This is a genomic window from Phycisphaerae bacterium (assembly GCA_018003015.1).
Lineage (GTDB): Bacteria > Planctomycetota > Phycisphaerae > UBA1845 > PWPN01 > JAGNEZ01.
This window is the reverse complement of record JAGNEZ010000063.1, coordinates 1-21,874: the sequence shown is the minus strand read 5'-3', so window position 1 is coordinate 21,874 and position 21,874 is coordinate 1. Positions and strand designations below refer to the sequence as shown.

Here is a 21,874-nt window from a genome sequence, read left to right as displayed (position 1 = left end):
GAGCCCGCCAAGCCAGGAGACAATCGTCACTTTCCTTGCTCCGATGTGCAGCCATCAGGAAAACCACGGCCGCGATCAGACCCGAGCTCATCACTTGCCTGGGGGAACTGCTCGCCCCGCCGCGCGCTTCGCCCTGATGGCTGCCCGGAACAGCCCCAATTCGCTCGGGTCATATGGGCGGTGGTCACTGCGGTAGAGATCGTGTTGCCATTGGGCTGGCTCGCCCCTGCCTGGACGCCAGCCCCAACCGAGGTGCGTCTGCGTCTTGCCGTTCACCAGCCCCCAGTGCATGCAGCCGGCTCCGGTTCTTTCAAAGACCGGCAGGCAGCCGGCCACCGTCGAATTCAGAGGCCGGTTGAGCCACTCCGTGCAAATGACCGGCCGGCCGAAAGCCAGAAGCCGCTTGATTTCCGCTTCCAGTCCATCCGGAGAGCCGTAGTTGTGAAAGGTGACAATGTCGCTGCGCATCAAGCACAGACGATTGAGATCGGCATCGTTGCACCACAGACCGACGGTCAGCGGCTGCGCGGGCTTGATTTCCCGCGCCCAGTCGAAGACACGATCGACCAACGCCGTAGTCAACAAGCTGGTCCCGTTGATCGGCTCGTTGTACAGGTCCCAGGCCAGAATACGCTCATCTTCACGAAACGAACCGATGACGTCTCGAACGTAACGACGTAGCCGCGACCACTGGACCACGTCGCGCCCTAACGTATGCCCGGGACTCGGTGTCCAGCCGTTCGCGTACCACCCAAGAACCACATCCGGCTGCCTGCCATGGATCGGGTCACGGATCAGTCCGAAACTGCAATCATCAAACAGCGCCGGCATCAGCCGAATGCCATGTCGCCAGCTGACGCCGAGGAGCGCGTCCAGTCGTTTCCTGAACGCCGACGGATCGTGCTCCCAGACAACGAACGGCAACACCACGCGCATGCAGTTGAAACCGACGTCCTCCGCCAACGACAGTTCCTTGTCGATCAGATCGGGGTCGAGACAGTACTCCATGAACATCTCGGTGTAGCTGATCGCGTTGGCCGGAACGTAATTGAACCCGCACGGCCAGGGCTGCCTGCGGTACCACTCCCGGGCCCGCTCTCGCGACCACCGGGGCAACGTGGAATGAACCAGAGCAATATCGATGTACTGGCCGCCGCTGGTCTGTCGGCAGTGAACCGCGATTAGGTTTTGCCCCGGCCTGAGGGAGTTGGCCGCCTCCGGAGCCACCGGCACAAGCTCGTGCCCGACATTGTACCCGCCGCTACTCGCGGCCAAGATACCATTGAGGTAGACTTCCGTGTCCTCGTCATGGTGGATCGTGAGGAAGAGCTCACCCTCTGGCCCACGGTCAAGGGCAAACGCCCGGCGCAGCCAGATCTCCTTCGTGTTCCATTCGGTGCGAACATGCGTATTCGGTGTCGAGGCCGTGCCAAAACCGCCACAGCCGGTCTTCCACGCGGAATCGCCGAAATCAGGCTTGATCCATTCCTCGATCGGCACTTCGGTTGTATATCGCCACTCGGGGTTCGCCCCAACACCGCTGGGGACAATCACCCACACTCCGACGTCATCGACACTCGCGGGCGTGGCCGTGACCGCTGAAAAGGCCGCAGCCTGTACCCACACCGTCGCAGCGAGTAACGCATAAACCGACCAACAAGCACGTATCATCACTGCAGGTCTCCTGTCCAACAGGCTCCTGTCGCCGTGCACCAGGCCTCCGGATCGTGTATCACGAAAGACCTCCATCCGGATATCGCGCGGTAATCCGATTGCCCGCGAAGCATCAACCGCAAGTCCGCCTCGGTTGCGCCGATGCCTCGATGAAATGGTCGAGCGAGAAACTGGGGTTGCGCGCTGATTCCGCCCGCCCGCTTACGACATGATGACCACTTCAAGGGTCTTCTCAAAGGCCTTGGCGTATGGGGGCGAGTGGTACGACAGCACCAGTCCGCCCTGTCCGCGCAGCCCCGGGAATAGACCTCGTTCGTCACCGGCGGGGCTGCGGCGTGCCCGGGGCGTGAAAGACACCATCGCCAAAGTTGCCGTTGCCAAACAGTTTCGTGCCCGCAACGCAGCTGATGCTGATCCTCGGAACATCATCCAGCGTCACACCCTCCGGGAGCGGGACCGTCAAGGTCTCGTTGTGGTAGCCGCCTAACCTGAAAATGTTGTCTAGGAGCACAACGGGGTGTGCGAAGTCGTTGTCCTTGATTCCTACGACGGCCGGCGGTACCCCAAGGCCGTCGAAGGTGAAGTCCTCGATGACGATGGTACAGTTGTCAACGATGCGGGCCGTCCCTGATACACCGTGAATGAACCGATTCTTGAGCTCGGCGATGTAGCCGACGCGGGGGTCGTCGGAGCCACAGTGGCTCTGGGCTGGTTGCAGAGCCTGAGAGCAAGCCCCTACACAGACAAGAACCGCGAGCAGCCCGAGGCGAAGTCTGTTGCTGTCACTCGTCATGCGAAATCCTCCGTGATCCTCACCATGCACACAGCGCCCACGGAGCGTTTGCCTGGGCCGGGTGGTAACATGACCACCATGCCCATGCCCTGAACACAAGGAAAGGGCGTTCTTGAGTGCAATCGGCAAAAGCCGGTCTCGTACTGCAGACAAAGCGAACGAAACTCCAATGCGTATCCCACGGCTTGGACCGGCCGGGCGTGAACCTCCGGCCAATCCAAGTCGGTCCTCGAGGAAACCTGCCAACAGGCGAGTTCCAGCCGGCGGCCGGGATGCCCGGCAACCCACTCCGCCAGCCCCAATCGGCTTCCAGCATCACCCCGGCCTCAGCGGGACCCCCTTTGCCGCGCCACTGCCCGTCGAAGCCGCGAGCCCAAGGCACGGCTCATTGCCTTGCCAGTGTTCAAACTTCCATTGCCCCCAATTGGGACCAAATGAATATACTAAAACTCCTAAAAACTGCTGAGAGGTTTATTCAGGTCAACCGTGCGAATCCACTGTGCCGCACCTCTCCGCCAATGCGTCGCTCGGCATCCCCCAGGCGAGTGGCCTCCGAGAGCTCAGCAAATATCTCATCCGCCGCAGCCAGGTAGCCCTCCACATGCTCCTCTCGGTGTGCCAGCGAGGCATAGAATCCGCCTCCAGCCAGGATCCCTCGATCCAGCATGCGAACGGTCAGCAGAGTCTGAAGGGCCAAGGCGCTTGGATGCTCAAACACCAGACTCGTGATCGCAGGATGTCCCGTGAGCCTCAGTGCGACACCATGCCGATCGGCGATCTCACGCATGCCCTTCCGGAAACGCAGTCCGATGGCGGCGATATGCGCGGGTACATCCACACGCTGCATCTTCCGTACCGTGGCCAGAGCTGCCACCGGACCCACGCCCTCAGTCCAATAGGTGCTGGAGATGAACGAACTCTGCGCTGCCTGCATGATCGCCGCGCGACCGATGACCGCGGCCATCGGGTGACCATTGCCAAGCGCTTTCGCAAAGACCGCGATGTCCGGCTGCCATCCATACTTGAGATGAGCTCCACCGAGCACCAGGCGCCAGCCAGCGGTGATTTCGTCCACCACTAAAACCGCGCCGCACTTCTGGCACAACTCGCACACCCCGCCCAGAAAGCCCGGCGCGGGCTCGACTGAGCGGGTCGGCTCCATGACCACCGCGGCCAGACGCCGACCGTGCTGCTCGACGATCGCCGCAAGCTGATCGATGTCGTTGTACGCAAAAGGCATCGCCGTGTTCGCGAGCTGAGATGGTACACCGCAAGGAGACAAGCCAGGAAGCAGGTGGCCACCGAGGGCATCTGCCGATGCATCACCCGCGGCGCGGTTTGCGGCCAGATACCAGTCATGCCAGCCATGGTATCCGCAGAAGGCCACCAGATCCCGATTCGTTGCGGCCCGCGCGATGCGCACGGCAACGGCCATGGCCTCTCCACCCGTACGAGCGTAACGGACACTCTCGGCCCAAGGATGAATGTCTAGCAACAACTGCGCGAGTTCGACCTCCTCGGGATTGTTCAGCGTGCACATGGACCCGCTCTGAACGCGACGGACTACAGCGGAAGTCACGTCGGGATCCTGATAGCCCAGCAGACAGGCACCGATACCCATAATCGACATGTCCACGTAGGACCGACCGTCCAGGTCAATGACCTCACATCCCTTCGCCTCTCGATAGTACGCCGGCCACTGGCCAGGCGCGAACATCTCCGGCCGTTTGCTGAGCAGTTGGGTGCCGCCCGGAATGAGAGTCCTTGCGCGTCGATAAAGCCGTTGACCACTGCCAGATGTGCACGCCACCGACGGTGCACGAGTTGTACTCATCTTGTTTCTCCTGTAAGTGAGGCCCGTTCCGGGGCCAACTCAATCACATGTCGGCTTGAACGAGATCATCGGACCACTGAAACAGGACGCAAAGGCTGCGAAGTCCTGAGCATCGATGCTCCCGTTGCCATCTCGGTCGAAACAGACGCAATTCTCCCGGACGCCTGCTTCAGCACCCGAGTAACACCGCTGGAACGCGCCGAAATCGTCTAGATCCACATCGTCATCCGAATCCATGTCCGCAAACAGCCGCCGGCACAGGGCCGCGTTGCCGATTTCGAACCGTACCAACGACCACTGCGAATCCGACGCGGTGTCGCCCCGATCGATGTCGCCGAAATCCAGGCGAGTCATTCCTCCCACCTGATACTGCTGGCCACGGAATCGCACCCCGATGATCCGGCCGTCCGCGTAGTACGTGACTCCGCCGGCGCCACCCTGAGCTAGCGGGTCGAAGACGATTTGGTAGGTGTGGTAACCCGCGCTTGGGTTGATGGTGCTCAGCCTCTCGCTCGGATGCGCGTTGCCGTCCACCACCCATACACCGGTGGCGCCCGACGTTCCTCCGGCCACCAGATGCAGGTTCCACCAGTCATTGCGATCGATCACGCCAAAAGATGCATCGAATACCTGGGTGGCAGTGTTCACCTTGACGCGGGCGGTGCACGTCCAGCCCCTGGGGTCGGAGGCATCGGCCGGATCAAGGCTGTAAAGGTAGCGCTGAGCACCGCCCGCATTGCCTTGGGTCCGCCAGTAGGCCTCAAGGTCGAACCCGGGGCCTACGGTCCCACCGATGCCGGTAAAATCGTCTCGTTGCCAGCCCTCCGTGGAGGGATCGTTCGAACCCTCGTGCAACGCGATGACCGCGTCGCGCAAGGACAACTGGAAGCCGCCTCGCTCTCCCCGGGAGCCGGCGAGGCAGATCGGGTAACTTCGCCCCTTGTGTACGTTCAGGGTAAGACACGAGGCCGACCCGCCACACGGGTCACCGCCACAGTCATCGTTGCAGGCCAGCCGTGTCCCGAGGCATCCATCGTAGATGGAAACGACCGTGTCCAACGCGGAACCGCAGGTGCTCAGTTGGAGGAGGCCATCCTGCAGCGCGGTGTAGGAATACCAGACTCCGCCAGTCGCATCCGCACCGGAACATCCCCCACTAGGGTCGTCGATGGAGGCGGCGAGCGTTGTTCCGCGGATGGTCCCGCGACGAACGGGGATCGCCCTCGCGCAAGTGTCGTTGACCGGGGGCCCGCAGGCGATTTCCAGGTTGAAGTTGGCGCCATGCAAAGCATCCGCTGCTACACGAAGGAGGTAAACCTGCCCCTCAGTAGCCTGAAAGGTCACGCACGGACCGGTCCCACAGACCCGCTCAGGACAACCCCCACTGCACACTATCTCACTGGCAGCGTCACAGGTGCCGGCATACACCGCAATCCTGGCACCCTCGGAGACACCACAGGCCGCGACGATGGCGGTACCAGTACAGGTCGCGGTGTAAGCATACCAGGTGTCGGCCAGCGTGCTGGGCAACCCGCACAGCGCGGGTCCACCGGCGGTCGCGAGCCCGGTCGTGCTCGCGAGCGAACCATCGGTCACCTCTGCCGCCTGCACGCATTCGTCCGCAACAATCCGCCAATGGGTACCCATCAGACAGGGATTCTCGCCCGGCTGGTCCACCTGATAATAGACCGTCCAGATCGAGCCATCCGCGAGCTGCAGCGATGCGGGATAGCCGAGATCGCCGTTGAGGGCGCCGGACAACCGGATCTCCTGCTGAACGTCCCAAGTCCGTCCGCCATCCCGGCTGAGGCAGGCATACTCTCCCAGCGGATCCCATCGCTTGGCATAGGAAACGAGCAGCCAGCCGTTCGTGAGCTCAAGGAGATGCGGCGGATAACCGTGGACCGCCGTCCTGCGGGGTGTCGACCACGTGCAACCACCGTCATCGCTTTCCGATTGGATGAGCAGCTGCGGCGCGTTGTTGTCCCGAAACATGGCCAGGAGTCGTCCGCCCTGCAGCTCAACCACCTGAGGCTCATCATACGAGAGCATGAGCGCCTCCGCAGGAACAGGAAAATGCGCGATCACCCGCCAGGTAAGCCCGTCGTCATTCGACTCAGCGATCGAGACTGCGTGGGGCGAACCGGCGGGCGGACCGTTGTAGTCCATGGGAACGGTGTGCGAGGAGTGCGGCTCAAGTCCGAGATAAAGCAGTCGGCCATCGCGCAGCTGAATGGGCCCGTGCGGCGTTGTCACCGGCGTACGGACAGGAACACCCCAGGTGTACCCGTTGTCGCTGGAGCGAACCACGTAATGACCTTGAAGCGATGTCCCGTAGGGCGGACCGGTGAACCAGCTGGCCAGCATGGTACCCCGCACGGTGCGGAGAATCCCCGAGTCGCGATCGTCGATCGGAAGGTCGTAGATGGTGGTCGGATCGCTCCATGTCTCCCCGCGGTCACTGCTACGCACCATCTGAACCTTGCCGTCTGGCGAGACGTGTGCGCTGCGATCGCCCGAAAACACGACGATCAGGTCGCCGTTGGGCGCCTCGGCAATACTCGGCCAGCCAATATAGCGGCCCGGTTGCTTGCACAGGACTCTGCGGGAGAGGATCGTGGCGGAACCCTGGCCACTTGCCGCCGTACTCGGAACCAGGGCAGCAACCAGGACCACAAATCCAACAAGCCTGTGCTTTGGGCGCATATCCTTCACCTCTGTTCCCACCGGTGCAGAACTACGCTGCTTCAATGGCACAACTACTCCGGTCGGATCAATGAACCGCCAGAGGAAAACGAGGCACGCCTGAACGGCGGCGCGGCCCGCGCCCGACGTCATCCAGGGCACGGGTCTGCCTTTCATCTCGAGCGGCGTTTCACCAGGAGCCAACCACTCAGACCAACCATCAGAATCGAGGCCGGCTCCGGTACAGGATGCTGCCCAAGTTCAAAACGTACCAGCGCCCATTGCGAGTCGGATTCTGTCGCCCCCCGATCATTGTCGCCAAAGTCGAGCCGATAGAGCCCTGCAACGCCGGCATTGAAGTTCTGGCCACGCATCCGCGAACCAGTCGCCATACCATCTACGTAGTAAGTGGCCTCCCCTCCTCCGCCCGCGCCAGTCGGGTTGAAGACAATCTGATACGTGTGGTACTCGAGACTGGGATCAACTCCGCTGAGCTGCGGCCCCGTGGACGCGTCGGGGTTCATGAGATAAACCCCCGCCGCGGCGCTGGTCAGCAGGTGAACCTGCCACCATTCCTGACCGTCGATGACGCCAAAAGAGGCTTCGAGAATGTCCGTGGCCAGGTTGGCCTTCACCCTCGCGGTGTACGTCCAGCCGGTCGGGTCGTTCACGTCTGCCGGGGTGATGTCCTGAAGGTAGCGTTGAACGCTCCCGGCATTGCCATGCGTCTGCCAGAACGCCTCGCTGTCCCAGCCCGGAGCCACCGCACCCCCCAGACCGGTGTAGTCGTTGAGCACCCAGCCTTCAGACGCAGGGTCGGTCGATCCTGCATGCTGGTACGGAGCCGCACCGGCGACTGCGGCAACTGTCAAGAGGCCCAGTACAACCTCAACACCTCGAATCAGGTTCCGCGCGCGCATTCCTTTTCTCCTTTCGCACCGCCAACAGTCACAGCAACCAACACAACTGAAACAAACGCTCAGTCATTGCATGCGGGATCGGCCGGCACCGCCGGGCCGCTGAAGCAAGCCTGGAACTTCTCGAAGTCGGTGGTATCGACGTCGCCATCGCCGTCGGCGTCAAGGCACCGGCAACCCTCGAGGACCCCACCGCCGCTACCCGCATAGCACACTTGATAGACGCCGAAGTCCCGCTGGTCCACATCACCATCCGCGTCTGTGTCGGCGAACGGCCGCGGGCAGAGCGCGGAGTTGCCGATCTCGAACCGCACCAGCGACCACTGCGAATCCGACGCCGCACTGGTGCTGTCGTTATCACCGAAGTCCAGGCGCGTCATCCCTCCCACCTGGGGTACGTCTCCGCGAGCCTGCGTGGCCAGGGGCACCCCGTCAAGGTAGTAAGTGACTCCTCCAGCACCTCCGTTCACCGCCGCATCAGAGATGATCTGATAGGTGTGAAAGGCTGCACTCGGATCGATCTCGCTCACCCGCGGCCCGGCACCGTAGCTGGGGTTGACCAGGAACACGCCTCGGGTTTCCGGGCTGCCCGGCACCAGGCTCAGACTCCACCAGTCGCCACCCTCGATGACGCCAAACGCCGACTCCCATACCTGGGAGGCCGCGTTCACCTTCACCCTGGCGGTATACGTCCAGCCACGAGGATCCGACACGTCGGAGGTACCCAGCGCATATAGATAACGATGAGCAGCCCCGGCATTCGCCCGGATACGCCAGCTGTCCTCGCCATCACTGCTCGGCCCAGTGATGCCGCCGACGCCAGTGTAATCGTTCAGTGTCCAGCCCTCGGTGGCCGGATCGAACAGCCCGATGTGCTCGATGATCACCGTGCCATACGAGATATCCAGCTCGAATGCCCCGCGGCCTGCTCCCACACCGGCCACGCGGATCAGATAGGACGCGCCCTCGATCACCCGCAGAGACAGAGCGGGCGTCCCACAGCCAACCTCGTTCTCCAGATCGCCGGGGCATGTCGCCGGCTGGTGGATCGACACGACCGGACTGAACTCGGCACTGGTAACCTTGACCTTGAGCTGCCCAGACTTGGGCACGGTCAGACCGTACCAGACATCCGGACTGCCGTAGGAGTCGCCGCAGCTCGCGTCGCCGTCGGACGTGGCATACGTCGTGGTGCCGTGAGTCACGCCCACGGCGGTCAAAACCACGGCATCCACGCAGTTGTCGTTCGGAGGTGGCGTCTTGCAGATCACGTTCAGCTTGACGTTGCCTTGACTGTAACCATTGCCCGAGACCCGGATCAGGTAGTGCGTACCCACGGTCGCGGCAGAGATCTCTACACGCGATTGTCGGCCGCAGGCGTCATCATCGCAGGCGAGCTCGGCCCCCCCGCAACCGTCCAGCACCGACAGCACCGTGTCGAAGTCGGATCCGCAGGTGTTGATCTCGAGCGGCGCGTTACAGATGGCCGTGTAGGAGTACCACACGTCCGGAGACGTGTTCGAGTCGCCGCAGGAAGCGGTGCCGTCATTGGAGGCGGCGAGCGTGGTGCCCGTCGTCAAGCCATCGACGACCACCTGGGCATGGCCACACTCATCGTTGGGCACCGTACCCGAGCCTACGTGGAGCACGAAGGCTCCGCCCGTACCACTCGCTCCAGAGACCCGGATGTAGTAGGTGGCGTCCTTATGGACAGGTAGCGTCAGCCGCGAGCCGTTCCCGCAGGCATTGTCGCTGCAGCCCAGTTCCGCCCCGTCGCATGAGGTCCGGACCGAAAGCACGGTGTCAAAGGACGAGCCACAGCTGTCGACCGTGAGTGGGCCGGTCGAAGCCGCGGTATAGGCATACCACACATCCGCGCTGCCGTCGGAACTGCCGCACGAGGCGGTCCCGCCCGGAGTGGCAAACGCCGTAGAGCCGTAGGTCGTGCCGTCAGTGATCGGCAGGGCGCTCGCACACGCGTCCGCATACTGAACGCCCTCGACGCGGAAGTTGTCGAAGCGATAATCGCCACGGGTGGTAGCGTCAACACCTTCAATCAACAGTCCGAACGCGGTAATGTCTCCGGCCGGCAGCATGACTGCCGCCCCAAGCGCCATGCGGGTACCCGGCGTGTAGTCCAGGGCGCGCCACTGGAGAGCATCGGGGTCCAGCGGCCCGATCTTCGACCAGTTGCCGAGTTCGCCGGGAATGGCCGGATCGGACGCGTGCCATGTGGAACCGACGCGCAGGGCAAGACGGGCTGAGGTGATCGGGCTCGACAATCCGGCCCAGCTGAACCGCAGTCTGGCCTCGCCTCCACGACGAACCAGATACTCCTGGGTATACAGCAAGCCATAGGTGTCCGGATACGGATCACCGACATAGATGTAACCGCTCAACCCGTCGGGCAGGGCGGGATCGGAGTTCACTGAGCCCTCCGGAGGCAAGGCGGCACCGCCAACGTACGATATGCCAGGATTGCTGTCGAGTGTCGGAATGTACTCGACGCCGGACTCATTGATCCAACTCCAACCCGCGAAGTCCAGGGGGCGCTTGATGCCGGCAGTGGCAAAAACCTCCTGATAGAGTACTGCCCACTGTTGGGCGGAGTCGTCCTCGAGCGAAAGGGTGAAGTCCCCCTTCGCCCCCGCGGCGCCGGCAACACGAATCAGATAGGTGCGGTCCTTCGCGACGGCCACGCTCAGACAGGAACCAGGACCGGAGCACGGGGCCCCCTCGCAGTCATTGTTGCAGGCCAGTTCGGCCCCGCCGCACCCGTCGAGCACTGATACCACCGTATCGAATGTCGCACCGCAGGTGTCGATCTTGAGCGTGCCGTTCACCGGCGAGGTGTATGCGTACCAGACATCAGGGCTTCCGTTCGAGCCGCCACAGCTGCCCGAGCCGTCAGCAGAGGCCCCCAAAGTGGTCCCGACGACGCTGCCAAGTCCGACGGCCGTGGCTAGGGCACACGTGTCGTTGTCCGGCACGCCGCATTGCACCTTCAGGTTGAAGTCGCCACCCTGACCATCGGCCCCCGCCACGCGAACCAGGTAGGTCTGCCCCTCTGTAGCGGCGAAGCTGACGCATGAAGACCAACCGCCACACGGAACACCATCGCAGTCGTTGTTGCAGGCCACTTCAGTAAGCCCTTCACAGGTTCCCGAATAGACGGCCAGCACTGTGTCAAAGCCAGAACCGCATGTGCTGATCGTCGCAATCCCGGTACATGTGGCCGCGTAGCTGTACCATAAATCAGGTGAACCGTCAGAGTTGCCACAGGAAGCACTGCCGTCGGGCGAGGCGCCCAACGTCGAGGAAGCCATAAGGCCGTCCGTGATCATGTCTGCACCGCTGCACGCGTCGTTCGTCAACGGGTGCTGGCCGGTTTCAAAACGAACCAGCGACCATTGGGAATCGGATGGGGCGTTGCCCCGGTCGTTGTCGCCGAAGTCCAACCTCAGCATGCCGGGCACCGGGTACCCCTGCCCGCGGGACCGCGCCCCGATGGGGATGCCATTCAGATAGAAGGTGACCCCACCCAGCCCACCATTGGCAGAGGGATCATAGACGGTCTGGTAGGTGTGGTAGGCTGCACTGGGATCAACGGAGCTGAGCCGCTCGACCGGGTTGGCGTTGGTGTCGACCACCCAAACGCCGGTCTGCTCGGGCGCGCCAACTACCAGATGCAGGTTCCACCAGTCGCCACCTTCAATGACCCCAAACGACGCTTCAAACACCATGTTGGCGGCGTTGACCTTCACCCGCACAGTGTAAGTCCAGCCGTCCGGGTCGGCGACGTCCGCCGAGGCAAGGTCGTAGAGATAGCGCTGCGCCGCCCCGGCGTTGGCCTGGATATGCCAGAAAGGCTCGGAGTCGTTTCCAGGAGAGACGGTGCCACCGATGAAAGTGTAATCGTTGAACGTCCAGCCCTCGGCGGCCGGATCACTCGAGCCCACGTGTGACATCACGACGGCCGCAGGGCAAATCGTGCTGGCCCCCAGGCAGGCCCACAGCACGACGCGCCTCCACGAGAACAGGTGCGGATTCATCTTCCTTGGCCTCCTTCGTTTCGATGGTCGATCAGCGGCTCATGAACCGCCGCGGACCCTACCCTCATCGGAGGGCAGAGTTGATTCTCTCTCGATCAGATTGGATTCGACTAACTCCCTGCGAGCGACCACCCTGGGCCGAATCATCGATTCGGCCAGCAACTGGGCCGCCTGACGACCCAGCTCCTCGATGGACTTCACGCCAACCGAGGTGATCTCCGGGTGAACATGGGTGTACGCTGAGGAATGGTGGTACCCGATGAGTTCGACCTGCTCCGGAATGGGAATCTCACGTCGGGCAGCAACCTTGACTACCGCCATCGCCAGCGGCGGACGCACTGCCAGAATACCGATTGGCCCAGAAGCGTTCTGCAGCAGCTGGTCGATCGCCGTCTCGTAGGCCCGCGGATCATTGGGGACCGAGCAGGTGCATTCGTCCCAGGAAGGATAGCGCCCGCAGAGCTCGCGAGCTGCCTGGCGCACACCGTTGATCAGCTCCGCTTCGCCGCCCACCAGCCCGCGCGAAAAGAGCACTACGGCCCGCTTCCGGTGACACAGCAGCCGACCCGCCGTGTAGCCAACATGCCTGATGTCCTCGTCGACAGATGGCAGATTCAGCTCCGGGTCGACGTGACCAAGCACCACGCTCGCCACTTGTCTCTGGTAAAAGACAAGCTTGGATTGCGAAGGCAGGCCGGCTAACAGATAGCCCGTTTCGCACGACAACTGCTCGTGTTCCTCAAGCAGACGCTCCACCCGCTGCACGCCAGCATCCACGTCAATGGCCACCTGCCGAACCTCGCACGCGCCGAACGCACCCGCGAAACCTCGCTCCAACTCGCGGACTTGGTCCTCGCCACCAAACCGGCGGTCCAGCGAGGTGAGCATGAAGATGATCGGCGGAGGTTCGACGGCCATCCGCGCCCGGGCACACTCGGCCGCACCCGAGGCAATCCATAGCTTGCCTCCATTGGCCCGACGAGCGGCCCAGCCCTCACGCTCAATCTGCTTCAGAGCCTGGCGAACGGCGAACTGGCCAACACCTTTCTCTTCAATCAGCTCGCGAATCGACGGAAGCGGATCACCCACCCCAAGATGGCCAACAACCACCAGTCGGCGAAGCTCCCGAACCAGCCGCATCGAGGCCGCAGCACCTTCTCGTCTGGGAATGTCGATCATGCTTCAACCCAGAGCAACCGCCAACCGACCCAGCCTGTATGTGCCACCCGATCTCCATGGGTGAGCGAGTCGTTGGCTTTTCATGTATTCAGTTAAACAAAAGTCGAGATGCTTGTCAATGCCCCGACCGTCGGATTCCCCACCGGCTTACTAGGCAGACTCCGTTAGATGTTAGTATTTATTTAAAAAATGGTTATGATTATTATAGAGGCATGTATGGATCTGCGCACACTTCCCGATCCGGACCAGTGGCCAAGGCCATTGACACGGAAACTAGGTCCTATTACCATTGTTTGCGTAGTTGCCTACACGAGCCTAGGCTTGTGGGAGCAACGTGCCCCCCCGCACTCAGGCCGGTGTCTCCGACCGAGGCGGGATCGGGCATGCACATGTCGTCAGTCGACAAATGAGGGCTTCCGCGGGAGGTCTTGCGATGAACCCATCCATCCCTAGAACAACCGTGAGCTATGCTGCCCGGCACTTCGGCTTCACTGCCCGGACGGGCTTCACGCTGATTGAGGTCTTGGTGGTGGTCGCCATTATCGCCCTCCTGATCACCGTCCTGCTCCCCTCTCTCAGCCGGGCGCGCCGCCAGGCACGGGTGGTCACCTGCAGCAGCGGCATCTCTCAGATCGTCAAGGGCCTGATGGTCTACGCTGCAGAGAGCAAAGGCAAGTACCCTACGCGCGGCGCGAACTACCCCAACCAGGTCCAGTACAACCGCACCGCTCAACCGGACATACGCAGGTTCCTGTACGTCAAGGCCGCCAACAAGCACGCAGCGATCCTCTGGTGTCCGCTCATCAAGTCAACATACTACTTCCAGCCGGCTAATAGCACGGAAAATCTCCCGGATGAGGAGGATCGCAGCCTGTGGTCCAGGGTCTTCTTCGTCGCGGATGTGTCCCGAGGCTACGGCGGCAACCCCAGCTACATGATGGGCTACAACCTCTTCGCAGGGATGCGGGCGGGCGATTACTCCGGCCCCTACTTCTGGGCCGAGTCGGGCAATCGCAGCAGGGATCACGAACCCCAGGACGCTGGTTATTCCCAGGACGTCATTGTGGCCGACGTCAACGAGTCCTGGCCCGCGGAGGGTTGGTCCACACCGCTGAAGCCCTACCGCAGCTTCCATTCCGAGAACCCCGAACCGACCCCTTACCAGTTGCTCGACGTCCCCGCAACCCGATTCATGGATAGCAATGCAGGCTTCGGTGACGGCCATGTCGAAACGCGCCGGAAGATCAAGAACTACGTGGGCCGCGGCGGATACGGTAGTCAAGCCACCGGAGCTTACAGTTACTAGAGATCGAGCATGAGGTCATTCCCAACAGCGATGTCCTGTCTCGTCTGGCTGCTGTGCCTCTCATGGCTCGCGCCCCTCGCGGGCTGCAGGAAGACAGACCCGAATGACCGCAAGATCACTGCCCAAGTCGTCGGAACATGGTCAAGACCGCTGCCTCTGGGTGCCGGCGAGGGCCGCGAGGAAGTGATCGAGTTCAAAGCCAACGGAACGTGTGCCTCCCGAGTGGGCGACAAAACCCAGACAGGCAAGTGGCGTATTGAAGGGGGAAAGATCATCCTCGGTAAGAATCCGCCGCTGAGCATTCGCAAATTGAGCGAGGAGGAGTTTTCCTTCGGAAATGACGAGGTTCCCACGCATTTGACCCGCAAGCGTGCTTCCCCCAACCCGCCCGGGAGAGAGAAAGGCTGATTCTGTGGCCAAGCGCTATCCGCCCGCCATCCTCGCCACCTGCGTGGTGCCCTGGAAACCGGACTGGACACCGGACGAAGTGCTTTTCCGCCAGGAAATCAGGCTCCTGCGCGACAATCTGACCCGCCACCTGTACGTGTTCGGCACCGCCGGCGAAGGGTACGCGGTCAGCGACCGGCAATTCGACGCGATCGTGGAGTTGTTCCGGCAGGAGATGCCCAAGCCCGAAAACCACCCCATGGTCGGAATCATCAGCCTCTCGCTGTCCACCGTGATCGAGCGCATCGAGCGATGCCGCGACCTGGGCATCGCAACGTTTCAGATCTCCCTGCCGAGTTGGGGGCGACTGACCGACCGCGAGGTCGCTGTTTCATTCCACGAGGTCTGTGACCGTTTTCCCACCTGCCGTTTTATGCACTACAACCTGTCGAGAAGCGGACGAGTCTTAACCGGTGGTGACTACGCCAGGCTGTCGGCGGATCACCCCAATCTCGTGGCAGTCAAATATGGCGGAGGTCCGGACCGCACCGGCCGCGTGGACATGCTTCGCAAAGCCCCCGACCTGCAGTTCTTCTTCACCGAGCCGGGTTACGCCGAATGCCGGGATGAGGCCGAGTGCGGCCTCTTGATCTCACTGGCACTCTGCCATTTCGCAAAGGCCAGGCAATTCTTCGACGCCCGCGGCGGTGAGTTGAGAAGAATGGGCGAAGAACTGGCTATCCTGGGCAAGGCCCTCGAGCAGGCGGTCGGGGGAGCGGGGCACATCGACGGCGCCTTCGACAAGGTGCTGATCAAGCTCCAGCTGCCGCGATTTCCCCTGCGGCTTCTGCCGCCGTACACCTTCGCAGGAGACACCTGCATGGAGACCTTTCGGCGACGAATACCGGCGAACTGGAGGACCTCGACGGATGAAGGAGGCTGAACCGGCAGATACGTCCCGGAATCGGACTGAGCCGCCGCAGCCGGTGCTCGCCCGCAACGGGGGCGGTTGTTGCCTTGGCTCCCTCGCCGTGCAGGGTGCACGGGCCCTCGCGGTTGTAGTACTGCTTCTTCACACGCCGAGTGTCGCCCAGACTCAGCATTTGGCACCACAGGTGCTCGAGAGGTTTGTTGCCATCGACAACATGAGGGTCGTTAGATGGAGGCTTCAATGACCGGCTTCAGACGCGACGATCGGAACGCGGACAGATCAAGGAGATGGCTAGGTCCCTTTTTGCTGGTTCTGGCAAGCCTTGCGATTCCGCCTCGCGCTCTGCGGGCTGAGGAACTCAGCGATGCACCGCTCATTCCCCCCCCCGCCGCCTGGACGTTCGTGGGCGGCGCCTGGACGATCCGCGATGGGCGCCTCGAGCAGACCGACAATTCCGGCCAGCCGCAGGCAGTCCACCGCGGCGCGACGGTCGCCGATCCGACCCTGCAGCTGCGTTTCCGGGTGAGTCCCGGCGGCAACGGCGTGCAGGCGGCAGGCTTGATCCTGAACGCCCAAGACTCGGCCCGCGGATACTTCATCCACTTCGATACCCGCTTCGACCAGGTCATCCTCTTCCGCGGCGACATCATGGCCGACGGCAACGAGATCACCCGAAAGAACCAGATCGCCATGGAACCCGGCCGCTGGTACACCGCTCGGGCCCAGACCCGCACCGGCCGTGTCGAGGTCTACTTGGACGACAAACTCGTGCTCAGCGCAAACGACCGCACCTATGCCGAGGGACTTGTCGGCGTGTACACCAGCCAAGGAGCCGTCGAGTTCTCAAACCTGAAGATCACCGGGAAACGCGCGGCCATTGCCAGCCGCTGGGAAATCAAGTCCACCGGCACGGACGTCGCCACCGACCAGGAAATGGCCACCATCCTCGAACCACAACGCGTCCTGTGCAGGCAGCGCTACATCGGATGGCCCTCGATCGCCCTGGCCCCCAACGGTGATCTGATCGCCGCTTTCTCCGGTGACCGCACGGGGCATATCTCCGAGGACGGCAAGACGCAGATCAGCCGGAGCTCTGACGGTGGCAAGACGTGGAGTCCAGCCATCACCATCCAGGACCTCCGCATCGACGATCGCGATGCCGGTGTCATCTGCACCGCCAAGGGGACGATGCTGGTGAGCTGGTTCACCGGGCCTCCCTATGGGACGGACCTGCAGGGCCACTACGTGGTTCGTTCCACTGACGGCGGCAAGACCTGGGGACAGCCGATTCGTACGCCGGTCACGACGCCGCACGGCCCTATCCAACTGAGCGACGGCCGACTCCTCTTCATGGGCCAGCGGCCGCATTCCTCGCACACGACACCCAAGGACTACAACGGCACGCCGGATGGCTCGCCTCACAAGGTCTCGATTTCCGAGTCGCGCGACGACGGTCAGACCTGGAAGATCATCGCGGACTTCCCCGTACCTGCGGGGGACCGCATGCTCTCCTACGACGAAGTCCATGTGGTGGAAGCATCGCCTGGTACGCTCGTGGCCTTGTTCCGGGACTGCAATCCACCGGATCAGCTCCGCCAGTCTGAGAGCGTCGACGGCGGCGCGACCTGGTCGGCGCCACACACGACACCGATGCAAGGTCATCCACCGCACGTGATCCGATTGACGAACGGCTGGCTGCTGGCGGTGTACGCCCGACGACGCCCACCGTTCGGCCAGCATGCGTGCATCAGCCGCAACCTTGGGAGAACATGGGACGTCAAGAAGGAGATCAAGCTCGCGGCCGCCTTCGAGGGCGATATGGGATATCCTGCATCGGTGCAGTTGAAGGATGGATCGATCTGGACGGTTTATTACCAGGCAGAACGGCCGGGCGAGCCGCCGGCCCTGATGGGCACCCATTGGACACTGAAGGACGTGCCCGCCGCAAGCCGATGAGGCTGGCCGGTGCGAGGATCAGGCTCCTGCAGGGGGACAACATGGGAACACACAAGAGTTTCGTCGTGCTGGGCGGAGGCTCCATGGGCAGGCGTCGGATTCGCTGCCTGCTCGCTCACGGCGTGCCAGCCTCGGCCATCCGCCTCGTCGACGTCCGCCAGGACCGGCGGGCGGAGTGCCTCTCCCGGCATGGCGTCGAGAGCCTGCCGGACCTGGAGCAGGCCCTGAAGTGGAAACCGGACGCCTTGGTCGTCTCAACGCCAACCCGCTTTCATGTGGAATGCTGCGCGGCGGCGGCACGGGCCAATACAGACTTCTTCTGCGAGATCGCTCTCTCTGACCGCCTCGACGGTACCGAAGAACTCGCTGCCCTGGTCAGGCAAAGCGGGCTGGTGGCCGCTCTCGGCATTCAGACACCCTATCACCCGGTCGTCCAGCGGGCCAAACGGTGGCTCGCCGAACCGGCCATGGGTCGCCCACTGATCTACCACTTCGAGTGGGGCAACTACTTGCCCAACTGGCATCCATGGGAAAACTATACCGCCTTCTACGACCCCACCCAGTTTGAGGGTGTCTTCGTGGAGGACCTCGGACAGCTCTACTCGCTGCTTGATGACTCGCTTGCCGAGCTGTCTTGCAGGACTCACAAGCTCGGCGATCTCAAGATCGACGGCTGCGACTGCTTCCAACTCCTCGGGCGGACACGCAAGGGCACCGTGGTCACGTTTCAGTTCGACCTCCTGCAGGATCTGCAGCAGACGGTCTACCGGATCGTATGCCAGAACGGCGTGATCGAGATCCGGTTGTTCCCGGATTGCCGCGCCGAGCGATACCTGAACGCAACCGGCCTGTCCGAGGTGTACCTGCCGCCCAAGGGCTATCAGTACGAGCAATGTTACGTGGACGAGTTTGGCGCTTTTCTCCAGGCGATCGAGAAACGGACCCCCTGGCACCACCCGCTGGAGGCCGGAATCCACGTACTCAAGTGCCTTGAAGCGGCTCGACTCAGCAACAAGGAAGGCCGGCTCGTCACGGTGTGATCCCTGTACACAGCCGGATCCGGGACGAGCGGCATACGGTGGGAACTCGGCATGCGGAACAACCAAGACGAACGGGGCACCCATGGGGTGAGGAAGCCCGCGTTCCTCCGCCTTGTCAGCGCCGGGCTCGCACATCGCAGCTTCGTCCGGTTGACGCTCGTAGTCGGAGCATTCTGCAGCTGGGCGGCGTGCTCGGCTGCAGCAGACGGTCCCGCTATCCGTGAGCGCGATTACCGGGAACAAGCAGTCTCAACGCTTCGTGCCGCGCTGCGCGATGCGCCCCGATGGGTGAAGGTCCATGCGGCCGAGAGCCTGCTGGCCCTCGACTACCCGCAAGACATCCTCCCCATCTTTCAGCAGGAACTTCGGACCGCCGGAAACCAGCCCGAGTACCGCATCGGCATCTGGCGCGTGCTCGCCCGGGCGAGCACGAACGATCGCCAGCAACAGCAGTGGGTCAACAGAATCGTCGACGTCTTCATGGACCAGGCTGCGCCAGACCGTAACCACGCCGCAGAAACCCTGGCCAAGCTGAAATATGTGCCTTCTGCCGAAGTGAGCGACGAACTCGCGCGGGTGGCTGCACATACGACCGGCCCGTTCTCGGTGAATGCCCGATGGGCCCTGGCCAACGCGGGCCAGCCCGAGGCTGAACGCCCCTTGCTCGAGTCCCTTTCGTCGGACAGAACCGACGTGCGTATCAACGCCGCGTACGCCCTGCGCCATCTGACCAAGCTCTCTCCGGCCTCCCGCCAAACACTGACCGCGGCCGCGGAGAACGAACCAGCCGATTCGCCGGCCAGGGTCTACCTGCTCGGCACAGCGGCGGTTCAAGCTGGCCTCGGGGAGAACGGCCGTTGGGCGGCACCGCTCGTGCACTACGCCATCGCCGGCAAACCAGATGAGGCCTACGAAGCCTGTGCAGCTCTCGCATCCATGGGAACGAAAGCAGAGGTGCGGGTCCTCGCCGAGTTGCTCTCCGCCGCCGAACTCGATACGCGGGTCGCGGCCGCCAACGCCATTCTCAGGATCGGCCGGCGCGCTCCGCATCGCATGAGTTCCTTGGATTGGGCGGTCATCGGCGCCTACTGCCTGGGGATGCTCGCCATTGGCTGGTACTACGCTCGCCGCTCGAAAACCACCGAGGACTACCTGCTCGGTGGCCGCCGGATGAATCCGCTGATTGTCGGGATTTCGCTGTTTGCCACACTCATGAGCACCATCTCCTACCTCTCGTGGCCCGGAGAGGTGATCCGCTACGGCCCGATCATGGTCTGCGGGGCGGTCGCGGCCTATCCGTTCGTGGCACTTGTGGTCGGCTGGTTCATGATCCCTTTCATCATGAAGCTGCGCGTGACCAGCGCATACCAGATCCTAGAGGCTAATCTGGGACATGGTGTCCGCCTGCTCGGCTCAACCATGTTCCTGACCATCCGGCTCCTGTGGATGGCCGTCATCATCTACGCGACAGTGAACAAGGTGCTGATCCCGCTCACCGGGCTTCCCGAAGCGATCGCTCCATACGTCTGCCTGCTGATGGGCCTGATCGTCCTGGTGTACACGTCGATGGGCGGCCTCAGGGCGGTCGTGTTGACCGACGTGGTGCAGGGTGCGATCCTGTTTGGCGGGGCCATCCTCGTGTTCGCGGTGATCACGGTACGAATGGGCGGCATCGGAGCATGGTGGCCAACGGCATGGCCCGCCCATTGGCCGGAGGTCGTGTGGGGATACGACGGGCATGCCCGGACAACATTCGCCGGGATCATGATCGCCATGTTCACCTGGTACATCTGCACCTCGGGATCCGATCAGATCGCCGTCCAGCGCTACCTCGCAACCCGCGACGCCCGAGCAGCCCGGCGGGTACTGATCACCTCATTGCTCGCCGACGGCTTGACGACTCTCTTCCTCGGCCTCCTCGGGCTGCCCTTAATGGCGTTCTTCCAGGCCCATCCGGAGATGATCCCGGATGGCCAGACCCTGACCAGCAATGCGGACACACTGTTTCCGCAGTTCATTGTCTTCGGGCTTCCCGCCGGCATCACCGGACTGGTCATCGCCGGCCTGCTGGCCGCGGCCATGTCGAGCCTCTCTTCCGGCGTGAATGCCTCATGCTCCGTGGTCATGAGCGACTTCCTCGGCCGGGCCGAGGGAGCGGAGGGTGAGCAGGGTTCGCCCATCCGGCTCGCCCGGCTCGTTTCGGCCATCATCGGCGGGGTCGTGATTGTCCTGAGCTCCTATGTCGGCATCGTGAGAGGCAACCTCCTTGAGGTCGCATTCAAACTGGTCAACCTGTGCGTGGCCCCGCTGTTCGGCCTGTTCTTCACCGCGATGTTCATCAGCTGGGCTACCCCGCTGGGCGCCCTTTCCGGACTGGTATTCGGGCTCGCCACCGTCATCGGCATCAGCTACTGGCAGGAACTGACCGGAACCCCGGGGATTAGCTTCGTGTGGGCCCTGCCGCTCGCCCTCCTCGTCCAGATCCTGATCAGTGCCGCCTTCAGCATCCTGCCCTTCGGCCGACGCGGGACGAGATAACGGGACAGTCCCGTTTATTTCGAACGCCTCTTCTCCGGTCAACCGCCACTTCTCCGCTTGCGTGGACGACCGCACGGACCAAGCGACCGCTCCAGGTCGAGCTTCCGCACCGAGCTTCCGCATCGCGTTGAGTCCGGCCCGACGCCCCGAGCGAATGCCCCCCAATCTCGCCCCGCCGTGGGCACTCCCACCCCGTTCGATCCGGTCCACGCCCCCGAGCCGTTCACCCCGCCCGATCCGTTACCGGAACGCTCGACGCCGACCGACTCCCCTCGTCACCCACTCCAAACCCCCCCCCGGCTCAAACTCCCCGATCTCCCGCCCCCTCAACCGAGCCGGCCAGCGGCCTCTCTTCATCCCGCTCCGGGAGGCTCATCTTTGCCGGAACGGGCGCGGTGTTGTTCCGTGCGATCCCAGGCCTGCCCGCCCGCGGGGGGCGACCACAAGACCAGAACAGCCGGAAGCGAACCCCGAATCGGGTCAAGCGGACCCGACAGGCGCGCCGGGGCCATACAGAAGCGAACAGGGGCCATACACAAGCGACCAGAGGACACCCCGCATGGCCGTGAAGCCCGGGCGATT

At 62.9% G+C, this 21,874-nt stretch carries 13 protein-coding genes; 6 read left to right on the top strand and 7 right to left on the bottom strand.

Annotated elements, in window-relative coordinates:
- Positions 1 to 90 precede the first annotated feature (90 nt).
- The 7 genes from KA354_20460 to KA354_20430 form a co-directional block, all read right to left on the bottom strand.
- Entirely contained in the window at positions 91 to 1,671 is a 1,581-nt protein-coding gene (locus KA354_20460) for a hypothetical protein (protein MBP7937023.1), read from the bottom strand.
- 319 nt (positions 1,672 to 1,990) lie between these two features.
- A complete protein-coding gene (locus KA354_20455; GenBank protein ID MBP7937022.1) occupies positions 1,991 to 2,467 on the bottom strand; it encodes a DM13 domain-containing protein in 477 nt (158 codons plus the stop codon).
- Positions 2,468 to 2,942: 475 nt separating this feature from the next.
- Complete coding sequence (locus KA354_20450) at positions 2,943 to 4,301, bottom strand: aminotransferase class III-fold pyridoxal phosphate-dependent enzyme (protein MBP7937021.1); 1,359 nt, start codon at positions 4,299 to 4,301, stop codon at positions 2,943 to 2,945.
- 39 nt (positions 4,302 to 4,340) lie between these two features.
- Positions 4,341 to 7,007: an exo-alpha-sialidase gene (locus tag KA354_20445; GenBank protein MBP7937020.1), complete on the bottom strand. Its 2,667-nt coding sequence runs from the start codon at positions 7,005 to 7,007 to the stop codon at positions 4,341 to 4,343.
- Between the two features lie 152 nt (positions 7,008 to 7,159).
- Positions 7,160 to 7,906, bottom strand: coding sequence for a PEP-CTERM sorting domain-containing protein (locus tag KA354_20440; protein MBP7937019.1), 747 nt, complete (start codon positions 7,904 to 7,906; stop codon positions 7,160 to 7,162).
- A gap of 59 nt (positions 7,907 to 7,965) precedes the next feature.
- A complete protein-coding gene (locus tag KA354_20435) occupies positions 7,966 to 11,955 on the bottom strand; it encodes a hypothetical protein (protein ID MBP7937018.1) in 3,990 nt (1,329 codons plus the stop codon).
- Between the two features lie 39 nt (positions 11,956 to 11,994).
- Complete coding sequence (locus KA354_20430; GenBank protein ID MBP7937017.1) at positions 11,995 to 13,134, bottom strand: substrate-binding domain-containing protein; 1,140 nt, start codon at positions 13,132 to 13,134, stop codon at positions 11,995 to 11,997.
- 433 nt (positions 13,135 to 13,567) lie between these two features.
- On the opposite strand from KA354_20430, the gene KA354_20425 reads away from it, so the two are divergent.
- From KA354_20425 to KA354_20400, 6 genes are all read left to right on the top strand, one after another.
- Positions 13,568 to 14,440 carry a type II secretion system protein gene (locus KA354_20425; protein MBP7937016.1) on the top strand — a complete coding sequence of 291 codons (873 nt, stop codon included), beginning with the start codon at positions 13,568 to 13,570 and terminating at the stop codon, positions 14,438 to 14,440.
- A gap of 9 nt (positions 14,441 to 14,449) precedes the next feature.
- Positions 14,450 to 14,848, top strand: coding sequence for a hypothetical protein (locus KA354_20420; protein MBP7937015.1), 399 nt, complete (start codon positions 14,450 to 14,452; stop codon positions 14,846 to 14,848).
- 4 nt (positions 14,849 to 14,852) lie between these two features.
- Positions 14,853 to 15,770: a dihydrodipicolinate synthase family protein gene (locus KA354_20415; protein MBP7937014.1), complete on the top strand. Its 918-nt coding sequence runs from the start codon at positions 14,853 to 14,855 to the stop codon at positions 15,768 to 15,770.
- 228 nt (positions 15,771 to 15,998) lie between these two features.
- A complete protein-coding gene (locus KA354_20410; protein MBP7937013.1) occupies positions 15,999 to 17,714 on the top strand; it encodes an exo-alpha-sialidase in 1,716 nt (571 codons plus the stop codon).
- A gap of 41 nt (positions 17,715 to 17,755) precedes the next feature.
- A complete protein-coding gene (locus KA354_20405) occupies positions 17,756 to 18,754 on the top strand; it encodes a Gfo/Idh/MocA family oxidoreductase (protein MBP7937012.1) in 999 nt (332 codons plus the stop codon).
- A gap of 51 nt (positions 18,755 to 18,805) precedes the next feature.
- Positions 18,806 to 21,292 carry a hypothetical protein gene (locus KA354_20400; protein ID MBP7937011.1) on the top strand — a complete coding sequence of 829 codons (2,487 nt, stop codon included), beginning with the start codon at positions 18,806 to 18,808 and terminating at the stop codon, positions 21,290 to 21,292.
- Positions 21,293 to 21,874 lie beyond the last annotated feature (582 nt).